Source organism: Streptomyces sp. NBC_00433 (assembly GCA_036015235.1).
In the GTDB taxonomy this organism is placed as follows: domain Bacteria; phylum Actinomycetota; class Actinomycetes; order Streptomycetales; family Streptomycetaceae; genus Actinacidiphila.
In genome coordinates, this window is the sequence record CP107926.1 from 7,960,579 (window position 1) to 7,976,268 (window position 15,690).

The 15,690-nt window shown below is 73.5% G+C and carries 15 protein-coding genes and 1 riboswitch; of the genes, 12 read left to right on the forward strand and 3 right to left on the reverse strand.

Annotated elements, in window-relative coordinates; all coding sequences use genetic code 11:
* Positions 1–681, reverse strand: a complete 681-nt coding sequence (locus tag OG900_34460; GenBank protein WUH94752.1) for a DUF5995 family protein — start codon at positions 679–681, stop codon at positions 1–3.
* Positions 682–798: 117 nt separating this feature from the next.
* Between OG900_34460 and OG900_34465 the strand changes: the two genes are divergently transcribed.
* Positions 799–1,641, forward strand: a complete 843-nt coding sequence (locus OG900_34465; protein WUH94753.1) for a helix-turn-helix transcriptional regulator — start codon at positions 799–801, stop codon at positions 1,639–1,641.
* Positions 1,642–2,081: 440 nt separating this feature from the next.
* On the opposite strand, the gene OG900_34470 is transcribed toward OG900_34465, so the two are convergent.
* On the reverse strand, positions 2,082–3,290 hold the full coding sequence (locus OG900_34470; protein WUH94754.1) for an MFS transporter: 1,209 nt from the start codon (positions 3,288–3,290) through the stop codon (positions 2,082–2,084).
* A gap of 72 nt (positions 3,291–3,362) precedes the next feature.
* Here OG900_34470 and OG900_34475 point away from each other — a divergent pair, with 72 nt between their 5' ends.
* The 11 genes from OG900_34475 (at position 3,363) to OG900_34525 (ending at position 13,532) form a co-directional block, all read left to right on the forward strand.
* Positions 3,363–4,538 (forward strand): ROK family transcriptional regulator, encoded by a 1,176-nt coding sequence (locus OG900_34475; protein ID WUH94755.1) that lies wholly within the window; start codon positions 3,363–3,365, stop codon positions 4,536–4,538.
* A 125-nt stretch (positions 4,539–4,663) separates the two neighbouring features.
* Positions 4,664–4,794: riboswitch (FMN riboswitch) on the forward strand.
* A gap of 125 nt (positions 4,795–4,919) precedes the next feature.
* Entirely contained in the window at positions 4,920–6,083 is a 1,164-nt protein-coding gene (gene ribD, locus OG900_34480; GenBank protein ID WUH94756.1) for a bifunctional diaminohydroxyphosphoribosylaminopyrimidine deaminase/5-amino-6-(5-phosphoribosylamino)uracil reductase RibD, read from the forward strand.
* A gap of 1 nt (position 6,084) precedes the next feature.
* Positions 6,085–6,711, forward strand: coding sequence for a riboflavin synthase (locus tag OG900_34485; protein WUH94757.1), 627 nt, complete (start codon positions 6,085–6,087; stop codon positions 6,709–6,711).
* Positions 6,708–7,394, forward strand: a complete 687-nt coding sequence (locus OG900_34490; GenBank protein ID WUH94758.1) for a nicotinamide mononucleotide transporter family protein — start codon at positions 6,708–6,710, stop codon at positions 7,392–7,394. The genes OG900_34485 and OG900_34490 overlap by 4 nt, the downstream gene beginning before the upstream one ends.
* Entirely contained in the window at positions 7,391–8,725 is a 1,335-nt protein-coding gene (locus tag OG900_34495) for a bifunctional 3,4-dihydroxy-2-butanone-4-phosphate synthase/GTP cyclohydrolase II (protein WUH94759.1), read from the forward strand. Before OG900_34490 ends, OG900_34495 begins: the two co-directional genes overlap by 4 nt.
* Entirely contained in the window at positions 8,722–9,207 is a 486-nt protein-coding gene (gene ribH / locus OG900_34500) for a 6,7-dimethyl-8-ribityllumazine synthase (protein WUH94760.1), read from the forward strand. The genes OG900_34495 and ribH overlap by 4 nt, the downstream gene beginning before the upstream one ends.
* Positions 9,208–9,240: 33 nt before the next feature.
* On the forward strand, positions 9,241–9,513 hold the full coding sequence (locus OG900_34505) for a phosphoribosyl-ATP diphosphatase (GenBank protein WUH94761.1): 273 nt from the start codon (positions 9,241–9,243) through the stop codon (positions 9,511–9,513).
* A 94-nt stretch (positions 9,514–9,607) separates the two neighbouring features.
* Complete coding sequence (gene hisG / locus OG900_34510; GenBank protein WUH94762.1) at positions 9,608–10,456, forward strand: ATP phosphoribosyltransferase; 849 nt, start codon at positions 9,608–9,610, stop codon at positions 10,454–10,456.
* Positions 10,453–10,953 (forward strand): PH domain-containing protein, encoded by a 501-nt coding sequence (locus OG900_34515; GenBank protein WUH94763.1) that lies wholly within the window; start codon positions 10,453–10,455, stop codon positions 10,951–10,953. The genes hisG and OG900_34515 overlap by 4 nt, the downstream gene beginning before the upstream one ends.
* A gap of 198 nt (positions 10,954–11,151) precedes the next feature.
* On the forward strand, positions 11,152–12,483 hold the full coding sequence (locus OG900_34520) for a hemolysin family protein (GenBank protein WUH94764.1): 1,332 nt from the start codon (positions 11,152–11,154) through the stop codon (positions 12,481–12,483).
* Positions 12,480–13,532 carry a hemolysin family protein gene (locus OG900_34525; GenBank protein WUH94765.1) on the forward strand — a complete coding sequence of 351 codons (1,053 nt, stop codon included), beginning with the start codon at positions 12,480–12,482 and terminating at the stop codon, positions 13,530–13,532. Before OG900_34520 ends, OG900_34525 begins: the two co-directional genes overlap by 4 nt.
* Positions 13,533–13,551: 19 nt before the next feature.
* Here OG900_34525 and OG900_34530 read toward each other — a convergent pair whose 3' ends face one another.
* A complete protein-coding gene (locus tag OG900_34530; protein WUH94766.1) occupies positions 13,552–15,453 on the reverse strand; it encodes an AAA family ATPase in 1,902 nt (633 codons plus the stop codon).
* Positions 15,454–15,690 lie beyond the last annotated feature (237 nt).

Here is a 15,690-nt window from a genome sequence, read left to right on the forward strand (position 1 = left end):
TCAAGGGGAGGACTGACAGCCGACCGGCGTCAGCAGCAGCCGGCCGACCAGGCCGACGGCCGCGTCGAGGCGGTGCACGCACTCGTCGTAGGCGTCGTCCGTGCCGCGCAGCGCCCACAGCAGCCGGGACGCCGCCCAGGCGGCGTCCCTGGCCCTGGCCAGCGACCACGAACCGACCAGATGGGTCAGCGGATCGGCCGCCTCCAGCAGGTCGGGGCCCGGCATCAGCAGCTCCCGCACCTCCACCTCGATCGAGGTCAGCGCCTCGCCGACCCGGTCGAAGTCCCCCTCCAGGTCCGGCAGCCCGCGACCGGTCGCCCGGCAGGTGTCCACCACCGCCAGCGCCAGGTCGTGGCCCACATGCGCATTGATGCCGGCCAGCGCGAACTGCAGCGGCCGGACGCCCGGACGGTCCCGCAGCCGCAGCAGCGGCCGCCAGCTCGCCGGCGGCCTGCGGCCCGCCGCGTCGTCCTCCAGCGCCGCCAGATACCGTCCCGCGAACCGCACGGCCAGCTCGCCGGCCACCGCCCGGTCCGCGAAGTGCCCGGCCGCCAGCTTCCGCCGCACCTCCTCGGTCACCGCGACGTAGACCCGGTTGAATACCGCGACCCCGTCACCGTGCGGCAGCCCCGCCGCCACCCCCCGCATCCGGGCGAGCACACCGCCCACATCCGTCGTCATGAGCCCCAGTCTGCGCACCCGCCGCCCCCGCACCAGGCGGCACGCCGCGGGCGGCGCCCCCGACAGGGGGAGTGGCACGCCCTGGATAGCCGGCCGCACCCGACGCATGCTGGAGGGGTGGACCGACCAGAACTCGCCGACTTCCTGCGCCGCGGCCGCGACCGGCTGAACCCCGCCGACGTGGGCCTCGGCAGCGGCGCCCGCCGCCGCACCCCCGGGTTGCGCCGCGAGGAGGTGGCCCAGCTCGCCGGCATGTCCGTGGACTACTACACCCGCCTGGAGCAGGCCCGCGGCCCGCGCCCGTCCCGCCAGATGCTCGCCGCGCTGGCCCGCGCCCTGCGGCTGACCGCCGACGAGCGCGACCACCTCTTCCACCTGGCGGGCGAGGAGCCGCCCCGGGAGACCGGCGGCAGCGGACACGTACGCCCCGGCCTGCTGCTGATCCTCGACCGGCTGCACGACACGCCCGCCCAGGTGGTCAGCGACCTCGGCGACGTCCTGGCGCAGAACGCGATGGCCTCCGCCCTGCTCGGCGACGTCTCCACCCGCCCGCCCGAGATGCGCAACATCGTCCGCTGGGCCTTCACCGAGCCCGCCGCCCTGGACATCTTCCCGCCCGAGGACCAGGAGACGCAGGCTCGCGGCCAGGTCGCACACCTGCGCGCGGTGGCCGCCGCCCGCCCCGACGACCCGCGGGCCGCCGGCCTGGTCGCCGAGCTGCTCGCGAAGAGCGAGCTGTTCGCCCGGCTGTGGAGCGAGCACGAGGTCGCGGTGCGGCGCTCGGACACCAAGCGCATCAGGCACCCCGTCGTGGGCGACATGGAGCTGGACTGCGAGGTGCTGCTCAGCTCCGGCCACGGCCAGCGGCTGATCGTCTACACCGCCCGCCCCGGCAGCGACGCGTACGAGCGCCTGCAATTGCTGCGGGTGGTCGGCCTGCAGGATCTGACGGTCGGTTGAGGCCGGTGCGCCACGGTCAACTCCCTTTCAGGGAGGGCGAGGTGACGGCGCGCGCGTGCCATGGCGTAATCCCGCGGAATGAATTGCCCGTTGCGGGCTCCCCGAGGGGTGGGACGCGCCGGTAACGTGGTTCTTGGTTCGGCGGGCGCGATTCCCCCGTGCGCGTCCGCCGAACTCTTCTTCTGACCTGCCGTGATGTGGTTACTCCCGCGGTATGGCACAGGCATGCTCCAGCGCGGTGGCACGCCCCGGCGAGCGGCTCAGCCGGGGTCGCACGCCCGGACTCCTGGCTCATCGGCGCCAAGGACATCCCCACCAGGGCTCACCGGGGTATCAGCGACTCGACGTGAATCAGGTCAAGGGCAAGGAGGGGGCGCCGGGCGGCGGGTGGCACCGGACCGGCTCCCACTCCGGTCGGGGCCGCCCGCCGCCCGGCGGGCTCAGTCGGCGGCGACGGGGGCCGGCGCGGGCGAGCCCGCGACCTTGGCGGAGGGCTGCCTGAGGACACCGGCCCCCACCACCAGGCCCAACGTCAGCACCGTGACCAGGGCGAAGGACGCGGTCAGCGAACTCGCACCGGCGATGCCGCCGATCGCCGCGGGCGCCACCAGGCCCGACGTGTACGTGACGGTGGCGACACCGGCGATGGCCTGACTCGGATTCGGCCCGCGGCGCCCGGCCGCGGCGAAGCACAGCGGCACCACCACGGATATACCCACTCCGATCAGCGCGAAGCCGGCGATCGCCGGGACCGGCGCGTGCGCGAGCACCACCAGCAGCCCGCCCGCGGTCGCGATCACCCCGCCGACCCTGACCGCGGTCACCGCGCCCAGCCGGCGCACGGCGAAGTCGCCCAGCAGCCGGGCCGTCGCCATCGTGCAGGAGAAGGCGGTGTACGCCAGTGCCGCAACCGCCGGCGAGGCGTTGGCGATGTCCCGCAGGTAGACCGCGCACCAGTCGGCGGTGCCGCCCTCGGCGAAGACCGCGCAGAAGCCGATCGCCCCGATCACCAGCGCCGCACGCGGCGGCAGCGCGAACCTCGGCGGCGCGTCCTCCTCCGGCGCCGGATGCAGATCGGGCACTTTGGCGCACACCAGGAAGCCGGTCAGCACCAGCGCGCCCGCCATCACGCCCAGATGGACCCGGCCGTCGAGCCCGGCATGCGCGGCCGGCACGCCTATCGCGGCTCCCGTCAGGGTGCCGACGCTCCACATCCCGTGCAGCCCCGACATGATCGACTTGCCCTTGTGCTCCTCGACGGCCACTCCGACGGCGTTCATCACCACGTCCGCCATCCCGGCACTGCCGCCGAAGACCAGCAGCGACAGGCACAGCCAGGGCAGTCCGGGCGACAGCGCGGGCAGCGCGAGCGCCGCGCACCACATCCCGAGCAGCAGCCGCAGCGCGGTCCGCGACCCGAGCTTGTGCATCAGCCGCCCGGCCAGCGGCATCGTCAGCATCGAGCCCAGCGCGGGGCACACCAGCGCGAGCCCCAGGGCGCCCGCGCTGAGCCCGAGATGGTCCTTGATCCAGGGAATCCGGGTGGCGAACGTGCCCGACACCGCGCCGTGCACGGCGAAGACGGTGGCGATGGCCATATGGGCCGTACGGACCTTGGCGGGCGACCACCCGACGTCAGCAGCACTCATGGGCGGTAAACTATCAGGAAGCCTGCCTGAAAGTTAGCCGCCCACGGCCACCGGTCTGGAAGGATCGCCCGCATGACCGCCACCCGCGCGCAACCCGGCAGGAACGCCTCCCCGCGTACGGCCAGGGCCATCAACGACCGGCTCGCCCTGCGGCTGCTCCAGGAGGAAGGGCCGCTCACCGCCACGCAGTTGAAAGAACTCACCGGCATGTCCCGGCCCAGCGTCGCCGACCTGGTCGAACGCCTCCAGGACTCCGGCCTGATCGAGGTCGTCGGCGAATCCGGCGCCGCCAGGCGCGGCCCCAACGCCCGGGTCTACGGCATCGTCGCCGACCGCGCGCACGTCGCCGGGCTCGACGTCCGCGTCGACAGCATCGGCGTCGAGATCGCCGACCTCCTCGGCCGCACCCTCTCCCGGGCCGAACTGGCCGTCCCCGCCGGCGCCGACCCGGCCCGCACCATCGAGAACGGCATCGACCTCCTCCTCGGCGCAGCGGGCGGCGCCCCCCTGCACACCGTCGCCTGCGGCGCCCCCGGCCTGATCAACCCCGTCACCGGCCGGCTCAGCACCACCGGCGAACTGCCCGCCTGGCACGGCGACCTCGTCGACGAGGTACGCCGCCGGCTCGGTGTTCCCGTCCTGCTGGAGAACGAGGTCAACCTCGCCGCCATCGCCGAGCAGCGCGTACGCGGGACCGCGGAGGGCGACACCTTCGCCCTGCTCTGGATCGGCGGCGGCGTCGGCGCCGCCCTCGTCCTCGAAGGGCGCCTGCGGCGCGGCAATTCCGGCGGCGCCGGGGAGGTCGGCTTCCTCCCCATCTCCCACTCCGGGCGGCTCCCCACCTCCACGAACTGCGACGACGGCTTCCACGGGCTCGCCGGCAGCCGGGCCGTCTGCGAGCTGGCCCGCGCGCACGGTCTCTCCGTACCCGGATCCGACGCGGCCGCGGCTGCCGCCGCGGTCCGGGGCGGCACCCCCGGCTTCCTCTCCGAGCTGGCCGCGCGTATCGCCCTCGGCGCCGCGGCCGTCTGCGCCGTGCTGGACCCCGGCCAGGTCATCCTCGCCGGCGAGGTCGGCTCCGCCGGGGGCTCCGACCTCGCCGACCTCGTCTCGGCCGACCTCGCGGACCTCTCGCCTCTGCGCACCGACGTCCGCCCCACCGCCGTCCCCGCCGGCCCCATCCTCCGCGGCGCCGTCATCACGGCGATGGATTCCGCCCAGCAGGCCCTCTTCACCCCTGCGGGGTGACCCCGCCGGTGCGCGGTTTCCCGCGCCTGCGGCGCGGGGCGGGCAAACGCAACCGGCGGCAAAACCCGAACCCCCTGGAGCCCGGCATGGAACCCGTGGCAGACTGGGGTACGTACCAGTGACGTTTGCGCACTCCGGGGTCGGTGTAATTCCGAACCGGCGGTTACAGTCCGCGACCCGTCCGCATCCAGCGGCCGGTTGACCAGGTGAAATTCCTGGACCGACGGTGAAAGTCCGGATGGGAGGCAGTGCGCGGCGGGCGTTCACACCGGTGCGCCGCCTTGAGCGGGCCGTTGAGGTCCGTGCCTACCGCGGTGCGTGTCCGGATGTGGTGACGTCCGCTCGCCCCGGAGTCCGTGCCCTATGCGGCAGGAGGACCCGGTGGCCACCACCACAGAGATCGACGCGATGCGCCGAGCCGTCGCGCTCTCGGCTCGCGCCCTCGGCGCCACCGCCCCCAACCCCGTCGTCGGCTGTGTGATCCTCGACACGGCGGGTGCCGTCGTGGGCGAGGGCTGGCACCGCGAGGCGGGCGGCCCGCACGCCGAGGTGCACGCGTTGCGTGCGGCCGGCGAGGCGGCGCGCGGCGGTACGGCCGTGGTCACGCTGGAACCGTGCAACCACACCGGCAGGACCGGCCCGTGCGCGCGGGCGCTGATCGAGGCCGGGGTGGCGCGGGTGGTGCACGCGGTGCCGGACCCGAGCGCGGCCGCGTCCGGCGGGGCGGCGACGCTGCGGGCGGCGGGCGTGGATGTGGAGAGCGGGGTGCTGGCGGCGGAGGCCGAGGCGGTGAATATCGCCTGGCTGACCTCGGTGCGCCAGGGCCGCCCGTTCGTACGCTGGAAGTACGCGGCCACGCTGGACGGCCGGATCGCGGCCGCGGACGGCAGCAGCCGCTGGATCACGTCGCCGGAGTCCCGCGCGGATGTGCACCGGCTGCGCGCGGAGGCGGACGCGGTGGTGGTGGGCTCGGGCACGCTGCTGGCGGACGACCCGCACCTGGCGGTGCGCGGTATCAAGGACGCGGTCCAGCCCCTGCGGGTGGTGGTGGACTCCCGGGCGCGGATCACCGGAGGGGCCCGCGTCCTGGACGACGCGGCACCGACGCTGATCGCGGTGTCGAAGGACGCGGACACGTCCCACCTCCCAGGCGTGGACGTGGTACGCCTCCCGTACACACAGAGCACAGGCACAGTCACAGCCCAAGCCCAGGACGAACCCCCTGGCCTGGACGTGCCGGCGCTCCTGGCCGAGCTGCACGCCCGCGGCATCCGCTCCGTCCTCCTTGAGGGCGGCCCCACGCTCGCCGGAGCCTTCGTGGCGGCCGGAGCCGTGGACGAAGTCCTCGGCTACCTGGCCCCGGCCCTGCTCGGCGCCGGCCCCGCCGCCCTCGGCGCCGCAGGAATCAGCACCATCGCGCAGGCGTTGCGGCTCGACGTGACCGACGTCGCCCGCTTCGGGCCCGACCTGCGTATCACCGCGACCCCGACCCCGACCACAGCAGAAGCCACCCCCGCCGTCCCCACTGCCGCACAGGAGAAGTGACGTGTTCACCGGAATCGTCGAAGAACTGGGTGAGATCACCGCGGTCGAGGACCAGAACGAGGCCTCCCGCTTCACGGTACGGGGCCCGGTCGTGACCGAGGGCGCCAAGCACGGCGACTCGATCGCGGTGAACGGCGTGTGCCTGACCGTGGTCGAGCACGGCGACGGCGCCTTCACCGCCGACGTGATGGCCGAGACGCTGAAGCGGTCCAGCCTGGGCGCGCTGCGGCCAGGCTCGCGGGTCAACCTGGAGCGCCCGATGGCGCTCGGCGGGCGGCTCGGCGGGCATCTGGTGCAGGGCCACGTGGACGGCACCGGCACGGTGCTGGAGCGGATCCCGGCCGAGCACTGGGAGATCGTGAAGGTCTCGCTGCCGGCCGAGTTGAGCCGCTACGTGGTGGAGAAGGGCTCGATCACCGTGGACGGCATCAGCCTGACCGTCGTGGACGCCGCGGCCGACTACTTCACCGTCAGCCTCATCCCGACCACCCTCGCGCTGACCACGCTGGGCATCAAGCAGCCCGGCGACCCGGTGAACCTGGAGGTCGACGTCATCGCCAAATACGTCGAGCGCATGATGACGCCGGGCGCCCCCGGCGACGGCAGCACCCCCGGGGACCAGCGATGAGCGGCGCACTGCACTGGCTGAACAGCGAGGCCTTCACGGCCTTCGACCAGCACGTCATGTGGTCCGACATGATCGGCAACCTGCTGGGCCTCGGCGCGCTCGCGCTGGGCTGGCGGCGGGCGATGCTGACCTGGCCGGTCCAGCTGCTCTCGGGTGCCGTGCTGGTGGCGGCCTTCTGGTCGGCGCACCTCGGCGGCGGCGTCGGGAAGCAGTTCGTGGTGATCACCGTCGCCGTGTGGGGCTGGTTCCAGTGGCGGCGCGGACAGGCCGGCAGCGGGCGGCTGGCGATCAGGTTCGCCACCTGGCGCGAGCGGGCGGTGCTGGTGGCGGCCACCGCGGTCGGCACCGTCGCGGTCGCCTCGCTCTTCCTGGCGTATCCGCGGCTGTCCTGGAACCCGTGGCCGGACGCGTACATCTTCGTCGGCACGCTGGCCGCGATGTACGCGCAGGCCCGTGGCTGGGTGGAGTTCTGGTTCGCCTGGCTCGCCGTCGACCTGGTCGGGGTGCCGCTGAACTTCCACAGCGGCCTGCCCTTCTCCGGCCTGGTCTACATCGTCTACTTCGTCCTGGTGATCGCCGGGATGTACGCCTGGTGGCAGCAGACCCGCAGGGCCGTTCCGGCCGCGGACCGGCCGTCGCAGGCGAAGCCGAGCACCACCGTCGCGGAAGGAGTGACGGCATGAGCGCCGTGACCGCACTGCAGGACGACTGGTACGACGAGGCCGACCTCGGGCTCGACCCGGTGGAGCGGGCCATCGCCGAGATCGCCGCGGGGCGCCCGATCGTGGTCGTCGACGACGAGAACCGGGAGAACGAGGGCGACCTGATCGTCGCCGCGGAGAAGATCACCCCGGAGATCGTGGCCTTCATGATGTCCGAGTGCCGCGGGCTGATCTGCGTCCCGATGGAGCCGCCGGACCTCGACCGGCTCGCCCTGCCGCAGATGGTGGACACCAACACCGAGTCGATGCGCACCGCCTTCACCGTGTCGGTGGACGCAGGCGCCGAGCACGGGGTGACCACCGGGATCTCGGCGGCCGACCGGGCCGCCACCATCCGGCTGCTGGCCGAGCCGACGTCGGTGGCCGCGGACTTCGTACGCCCCGGGCACGTCTTCCCGCTGCGGGCCAGGAGCGGCGGGGTGCTGGTGCGCCCCGGCCACACCGAGGCGGGCGTGGACCTGGCCAGGCTCGCCGGGCTGCGGCCCGCCGCGGCCATCGTGGAGATCGCCCGCGAGGACGGCACGATGGCCCGGCTGCCCGAGCTGGTGCCCTTCGCGCGCAAGCACGGCCTGGTCATCATCTCGATCGAGGACCTCATCGCCTACCGCCGCTCGGCGGAGCCCACCGTCCGCCGGGAGGCGGCGACCACGCTGCCCACCTCCTTCGGCGACTTCCGCGCCTACGGCTACCGCAGCACCGCCGACGGCGTGGAGCACATCGCGCTGGTCGCCGGCGATGTCGGCGACGGCACCGACGTGCTGGTGCGGGTGCACTCCGAGTGCCTGACCGGGGACGTCTTCGGCTCGCAGCGCTGCGACTGCGGCCCGCAGTTGCAGGGCGCGCTGCGCCGGGTCGCCGAGGAGGGCCGCGGGGTGGTGCTCTACCTGCGCGGCCACGAGGGCCGCGGCATCGGGCTGCTGCCCAAGCTGCGGGCGTACGAACTGCAGGAGCGCGGCCGGGACACCCTGGACGCCAACCTCGAACTGGGCCTGCCGGCCGACGCCCGCGACTACGGGGTGGCGGCGCAGATCCTCGCCGACCTCGGGGTGCGCTCGCTGCGGCTGATCACCAACAACCCCGCCAAGACCGGCGCGCTGGTCAGGCACGGTCTCGACGTGCTGGGCCGCGAGCCGATGCCGGTCGGCGCGGGGGAGCACAATCTGCGGTATCTGCGGACCAAGCGCGACCGGATGGGCCATGACCTGCCCTGGCTGGAGACCGCGGGACGCACGCATTCGGCCGTCGGCACCGCCAACGGCAGTACAGGCACTGAGCACCGAGGAGAGAAGTGAGCGGTAAGGGCGCCCCCGAGCTGACGGTCAAGAACTGCGGGGACCTGCGGGTCGCGGTGATCGCGGCCCAGTGGCACAACCAGGTGATGGACGGACTCGTCGACGGGGCGATGCGCGCCCTGCACGACCTCGGGATCGAGGAGCCGACCGTGCTGCGGGTGCCCGGCAGCTTCGAACTGCCGGTCGTGGCGCGGGCGGTGGCGGGCCGCGGCTACGACGCGGTCGTGGCACTCGGGGTGATCATCCGCGGCGGCACCCCGCACTTCGAGTACGTCTCGCAGGGCGTCACCGCGGGATTGACGCAGGTCAGCGTGGACAGCGGGGTCCCGGTGGGCTTCGGTGTGCTCACCTGCGACACCGAGGAGCAGGCGCTGGACCGGGCCGGACTTCCCGGGTCGAACGAGGACAAGGGGCATGAAGCGGTCACCGCGGCGGTGGCGACCGCGACGGTGATCCGCTCACTATCCGAACCATGGCGCTGATCGGCGGACGGTTCCCCGTAGGCTAGGACCACCATGGCCAACAAGACATTCGAGCAGCTCTTCACCGAGCTGCAGCACAAGGCCGCCACCGGCGACCCCGGCACGTCACGCACCGCCGAACTGGTCGGCAAGGGCGTGCATGCGATCGGCAAGAAGGTGGTCGAGGAGGCCGCCGAGGTCTGGATGGCAGCCGAGTACGAAGGCGCCGCCGCCACCGCCGAGGAGATTTCCCAACTGCTCTACCACGTTCAGGTGATGATGGTCGCCCGGGGCATCTCCCTGGACGACGTCTACGCCCACCTGTGAGCCGTACGGCCCGCGCACCGCGTGCACGGGCCGTACGCCCACGTCCGCAGGACCCCAGAGACCACCGCACCCACAGCGATAGGAACCCGACCCCATGCTGCGCATCGCCGTCCCGAACAAGGGCTCACTGTCCGGACCCGCGGCGGCCATGCTCCATGAGGCCGGCTACCGCCAGCGCAAGGAGTCCAAGGAGCTGGTGCTCTTCGACAGCGCCAACGCCGTGGAGTTCTTCTACCTGCGCCCCCGCGACATCGCCATCTACGTCAGCTCCGGCCGCCTCGACGTCGGCATCACCGGGCGCGACCTGCTGCTGGACTCCGGGGCCGGTGCCGAGGAGATCCTGCAGCTCGGCTTCGCCCGCTCCACCTTCCACTACGCCGCCAGGCCCGGCACCGCGAACGGCGTCGCCGACCTCGCCGGCATGACGGTGGCGACGTCCTACGAGGGCGTCGTCGAGAAGCACCTCGCCGACCACGGTGTGGCCGCCTCCGTCGTGCACCTCGACGGCGCCGTCGAGACCGCCATCCAGCTCGGCGTGGCCCAGGTCATCGCCGACGTGGTGGAGACCGGCACCTCGCTGCGCAACGCGGGCCTTGAGACCTTCGGCGAGCCGATCATGGCCTCCGAGGCGATCGTCGTCCGCCCCACCGGCGCCCCCGCCGACGCACCCGAGGTGCAGAAGTTCCTGCGCCGCCTGCAGGGCGTCCTGGTCGCCAGGCGCTACGTGATGATGGACTACGACATCCGCGCCGAGCACGTCGACCAGGCCGTCGCCCTGACCCCCGGCCTGGAGTCGCCGACCGTCTCCCCGCTGCACCACGAGGGCTGGGTCGCGGTCCGCGCCATGGTCCCCACCAGCGACGCCCAGCGCATCATGGACGAGCTGTACGACCTGGGCGCCCGTGCCATCCTCACCACCGGCATCCACGCCGCCCGGCTGTGACCACCCACGACGACGACCGCGCCCTGGCCGCCGTCGCGCGCCTGCCGGTCACCTTCCGACCCCTGCTCACCCGGGTGGTGCTGCTCACCATGGGCACGCTGCTGCTCGCCGTGCTCAGCACGCTGGCCGTGGTGATGCCGCACGAGGGCGCGTCCCCGTGGACCACCGGCGACCGGGTCACCATGGTGGTGGTCGGGCTGCTGGCGCTGGCCCTGCTGACCTTGCTCAGCCGCCCCAAGGCGGTCGCCGACGCCGCCGGCCTCACCGTGGTCAACCTGACCGTGAAAAGGCGGCTGGCCTGGGCCGAAGTGCTCGCGGTGCGGCTGCGGCCCGGCGACGCCTGGGTCCACCTGGACCTCGCCGACGGCACCACCCTGGCGGTCATGGGCATCCAGCCCGGTATCGCCAGGCGGCAGGCCCTCGACGACGCCCGGCGGCTGCGCGCCCTCGTCGAGGCGCTCGGCGAGGCGCCGGGCGACGGCCGGGGCGGCGGCTGAATTCCCCGCCGAATGGGGCGCCCGCCGTCCTTCGCGGCCGCGACCGCAATGATTACTCTGGATCCGGGGCGGTGCCGTGACGGCGCCGCCCGCCGAACCGCCCGACCGACCGAGGAGTGACACTCACACCCCGATGGACGAACCGTCCGGTAGTACCTGCGCCGCCCCTCCCGCCCAGTCCCATGGAGCGGCGGCCTCATGAGCACGTCACTGCTGCTGCTCGCAGCGGCTCTTGTCCTGATCCTCGCCAACGGCTTCTTCGTCGCCGCCGAATTCGGCCTGGTGACCGTGGAGCGCCCGGCCGCGGAACGCGCCGCCGCCGCAGGCGACCGCAGGGCGGCCGGCGTCGTCGCCGCCCTGCGCAGACTCTCCTTCCAGCTGTCCGGCACCCAGCTCGGCATCACCATCACCTCGCTGGTCGTCGGCATGCTCGCCGAGCCCGCGCTCGCCGACCTGCTCACCGGGCCGGTCAGCGCCACCGGGATACCGGACGGCGCCGCACCCGGCGTCGCGGTGGTGGCCGGCATGATGGCCGCCTCCGCCGTCCAGATGGTGATCGGCGAGCTGGTCCCCAAGAACTGGGCCGTCTCCCGGCCGCTGGCCGTCGCCCGGATGGTCGCAGGCCCGCAGCGGGCCTTCTCCCGGGCCTTCGGGCCGGTCATCGAACTGCTGAACACCGCGGCCAACCACCTGGTGCGGATGCTCGGCGTGGAGCCCGCCGACGAGCTGGCCTCCGCCCGCACCCCCACCGAGCTGGTCTCGCTCGCCCGGCACTCCGCACGGGCCGGCGCCCTCGAACAGGACACCGCCGACCTGTTCGTGCGCACCCTCTCGCTGGCCGATCTCACCGCGGAGAACGTGATGACGCCCCGGGTCAGGGTCAGCGCCCTGGAGGACACCGCCACCGCGGCGGACGTCCTCAACCTCACCCGCGCCACCGGCCTGTCCCGCTTCCCGGTCTACCGGTCCCGCCTGGACGACATCGTCGGCATGGTCCACCTCAAGGACGCCCTCGCCGTCCCCGCCGGGCTGCGCGACCGTACCGCGGTCGGCCGGATCGCGGTCGTCCCGCTGCTGGTCCCCGAGACGCTGGCCGCCCAGCCGCTGCTCGAACTGCTCCGCAGCCAGCAGCCCATCGCGGTGGTGGTCGACGAATACGGCGGCACCGCCGGGGTGGTCACCCTGGAGGACATCGTCGAGGAACTGGTCGGCGAGGTCCGCGACGAGCACGACGCGGTCGACCTGCCCGACCTCGCGCAGGCCCCGCCGGAGAACGGCCGGCCCGCCTGGGACGCCGACGGCGGCTGCCGCATCGACACGCTGGCCCGTATCGGCCTGCACGCGCCCGAAGGCCCGTACGAAACGGTCGCCGGACTCGTCGCCGACCTGCTGGCGCGCATCCCCGAGATCGGCGACACCGCCGAGCTGCCCGGCTGGCGGCTGCGGGTCGCCGAAGTCGGGCACCACCGGGCCGAACGGGTCAGGATCGTGCGTACGGCGCCGGCCGCGGGGGAGGAGAGCGAGCGATGAGCGCACTGCAACTCCTCTTCGCCCTGCTCCTGGTCCTCGGCAACGGCTTCTTCGTCGGCGCCGAATTCGCCCTGGTCTCGGTCCGCCGCAGCCAGATCGAACCGCTGGCCGCCGTGCAACGCAGGGCACGTACCGTGCTCTACGGCCTCGAACACCTGCCGCAGATGATGGCCGCCGCGCAGTTCGGCGTCACCGTCTGCTCGCTGACGCTCGGCGCGGTCGCCGAACCCACCGTGGCGCACCTGCTGGAGCCGGTCTTCGTCGCCGCCCACGTGCCCGACGACCTGGTGCACGCGATCGGCTACGTGCTGGCGCTGGCCCTGGTGGTCTTCCTGCACCTGGTCATCGGCGAGCTGGTGCCGAAGAACCTGGCGATGGCCGACCCGGAGAAGACCGCGCTGTGGCTCAGCCCCGGACTCGTCGGCTTCGCCCGGGTCTTCCGGCCGGTGATCGTGGTGCTCGGCGCCAGCGCCCGGCTGATCCTGCGCGCCTGCGGGGTCGAGCCCAAGGACGAGGTCGACGCGGTCTTCACCAGCGCCGAGCTGACCGTCCTGGTGGAGGACGCCAGGAGGGCCGGACTGCTGGACTCCGACGAGCAGGAGCGCCTGGAGGACGCGCTGGAGCTGGGCACCCGTCCCGTCACCGACGTGCTGCTCACCCCGGACCAGCTGATCACCCTGTCCCCGACGGCGACCGCCCGCGAGGTCGAGGAGCTGACCGTGCGCACCGGCTACTCGCGCTTCCCGGTCGCCGCCGACCCCGGGGCCGGCTACCTGGGCTATCTGCACGTCAAGGACGTCCTCGACCTGGAGGACCAGGACCGGCCGGTGCCGCAGCGGCTGTGGCGCCCGATCACCACGCTGCGCGCCGACCTGCCGCTGGACGACGCGCTGACCTCGATGCGGCGGGCCGCGTCGCACCTGGCGGCGGTCGCCGACCCCGCCGGGCGGGTGCTCGGCCTGGTCGCCCTGGAGGACGTGCTGGAAATGCTCGTCGGCGAGGTCCGCGACCCCTCGCACCGCTCGGCGCCCGGCGAGCTGGTCCGCTGACGCCCGCGCCCGGTCCGGCCTACTCGGCCGGGTCGGGCGGCGGGATGCCAGGCCCGCGGCCCGACAGCACCTCGCCGTACGCCTGCATCAGGTCGGGCAGCCGCAGCGTCGACAGCTCCTCGCGGCTCGGCGTCGTCGGATACTCCGACAGCCGCAGGTCGCGGTAGGCGCAGCTCTTCTCGTACAGCGTGCGCAGCAGCCGCCCGTTGCCCAGCTCGTCGATCCAGCCCTGGTCCACCACGTGGCCGCTGATCGCCCGCAGCTCCTCCAGCGCCTCGTCGTCCCACTGGTCGCCGTTCTCCGCGGCCAGCACCTGGCCGATCCGGGTCAGCTCCGGCGGGCGGTAGCTGGGGAAGTCCACCCGGGTGGTGAAGCGCGAGCTGAGCCCGGGGTTCACGGCCAGCAGCCGGTCCATGCCCTCGGGATAGCCGGCCAGGATGACCACCAGGCGGTCGCGGTTGTCCTCGGCGCGCTTGAGCAGCACCTGGAGGGCCTCGTCCCCGTACGCGTCGCCCTTGCTGTAGCCGGAGTTGGACAGCGCGTAGGCCTCGTCCACGAACAGCACGCCGCCGAGCGCGGAGTCGATCAGCTCGTTGGCCTTCACCGCGGTCTGCCCGAGGAATTCGCCGACCAGGTCGGAGCGCTGGGCCTCCACCAGGTGGTCGCCGCCCAGCAGGCCGAGGGCGTAGAAGACCCGGCCCAATATGCGGGCCACCGTGGTCTTGCCGGTGCCGGAGGGGCCGGAGAAGACGAAGTGCCGCTTCGGCGGCTGCACCGGCAGCCCCTGGCCGGCCCGCAGCCGCGCCATTCGCAGCTGCGCGGACAGCGCCTTGACCTGCCGCTTGACCGGCTCCAGGCCGACCATGCCGTCCAGTTCGGCCAGCGCCTGGGCCAGCAGCACCGGATCCGAGCCGCCGAGCGGCAGCTGGGCGGGCAGCGCGCCGGTCAGCGGGGCGGCGGCCCGGTCCCTCATGTCGTCGTCCAGCGCGCCCGCCGACGCCAGCAGCGCGTCGTCCAGCTCGGCGCTGCCCTGCGGGCGGCCGTCACCGGGCTCCGGGTAGAGGGCCGCGTCCAGGTCCCCCGCGCCCTCGGGCACCGCCTGCCCGCCGCCCGCCAGCGACACGGCGGTGGCCAGGCCCGCGCTCTCGTCCAGGCCGTCGTCGGTCTCGTGGATCGCGGCCAGCCGCGCGGCGGTGTCCATGAAGGCCGGGTCCACCCGGTGCACCGCCCGGTAGAGCGGTACGGCCGCCGCGGTCCGCCCGGTGCCCTCGTACGCACGGGCCAGCCAGTATCGCAGCTCCTTGCGCTGCGGCTGCTCGCTGCGGCACCGCATCAGGGCGGCGGCGAGCAGCGGCTCCGCCTGCCCGCACATCTCCAGGCGCACCCGGGCCATACCGCCGAAAAGGCCCGCCTCGATACCGAGCAGCGGGTCGCCGAGCAGCGGCTCGGTGTGCCGCACCAGGTGCTCCCAGTCCTTCACCAGATAGGCCCGGCACGCGTGCAGGAAGCGCACCTGCGGATCGGTGTCGACCGGCGGGCAGTCCGCCAACGCCCGGTCCAGCTCGGCGACATGGCGGCCGTCCAGCCAGTGCGAGGCGTGCGCCAGCAGCAGGTCCCTGCTGGTCTCCAGCACCGGCTGCACCCACCAGCCCAGCCAATACCAGGAGTTCAGGGTGCGGCGGTGCGCGGCGCGCTGCTCGCCGAAGCGGTCCCGGTGCCGGTACATCTGCAGCAGCGCGGTGGCGGTGTCGGCCCGCAGCGCGTGCAGCCCCAGCCAGGCGTCGGCCATACCCGGGTCGATGCGGACCGCGGCCTTGAACTCCTCCTCGGCCTGGACGTAGGCGCCCATGGTGTACGCGTCGATGCCGCGCAGCCATGCGAGATCGGCCGGGGCGCCCGCGCGGTCGGTGCCGAAGTCCATTTAGTCCCCACCCATCGTTCCCCCGCGCCCCTCGCCGCCGTCCGCGCCAACCGCTATGCGGCGCACGGAAGTTGAACCAGGCGGAGGCACCCCATGCGCCCGCCCACACCCTCCGGCATCGTACCCGCGAACAGGTCGCCACCGTAGAGCGCGTTTCCCTGCGGGGCTTTGAGCTGACGTGCCACTCGCGGTGGCTCTGCCTCCGCGCCCGCCGTCGCGCAGTTCCGCGCGCCCCCT

Coding starts and splice junctions, on each gene's coding strand:
- OG900_34460 (WUH94752.1), bottom strand. CDS start 681: ATGACGACGGATGTGGGCGGTGTGCTCGCCCGGATGCGGGGGGTGGCG.
- OG900_34470 (WUH94754.1), bottom strand. CDS start 3,290: ATGAGTGCTGCTGACGTCGGGTGGTCGCCCGCCAAGGTCCGTACGGCC.
- OG900_34490 (WUH94758.1), top strand. CDS start 6,708: ATGAGCGGCGCACTGCACTGGCTGAACAGCGAGGCCTTCACGGCCTTC.
- OG900_34475 (WUH94755.1), top strand. CDS start 3,363: ATGACCGCCACCCGCGCGCAACCCGGCAGGAACGCCTCCCCGCGTACG.
- OG900_34525 (WUH94765.1), top strand. CDS start 12,480: ATGAGCGCACTGCAACTCCTCTTCGCCCTGCTCCTGGTCCTCGGCAAC.
- OG900_34505 (WUH94761.1), top strand. CDS start 9,241: ATGGCCAACAAGACATTCGAGCAGCTCTTCACCGAGCTGCAGCACAAG.
- OG900_34520 (WUH94764.1), top strand. CDS start 11,152: ATGAGCACGTCACTGCTGCTGCTCGCAGCGGCTCTTGTCCTGATCCTC.
- hisG (WUH94762.1), top strand. CDS start 9,608: ATGCTGCGCATCGCCGTCCCGAACAAGGGCTCACTGTCCGGACCCGCG.
- OG900_34495 (WUH94759.1), top strand. CDS start 7,391: ATGAGCGCCGTGACCGCACTGCAGGACGACTGGTACGACGAGGCCGAC.
- OG900_34530 (WUH94766.1), bottom strand. CDS start 15,453: ATGGACTTCGGCACCGACCGCGCGGGCGCCCCGGCCGATCTCGCATGG.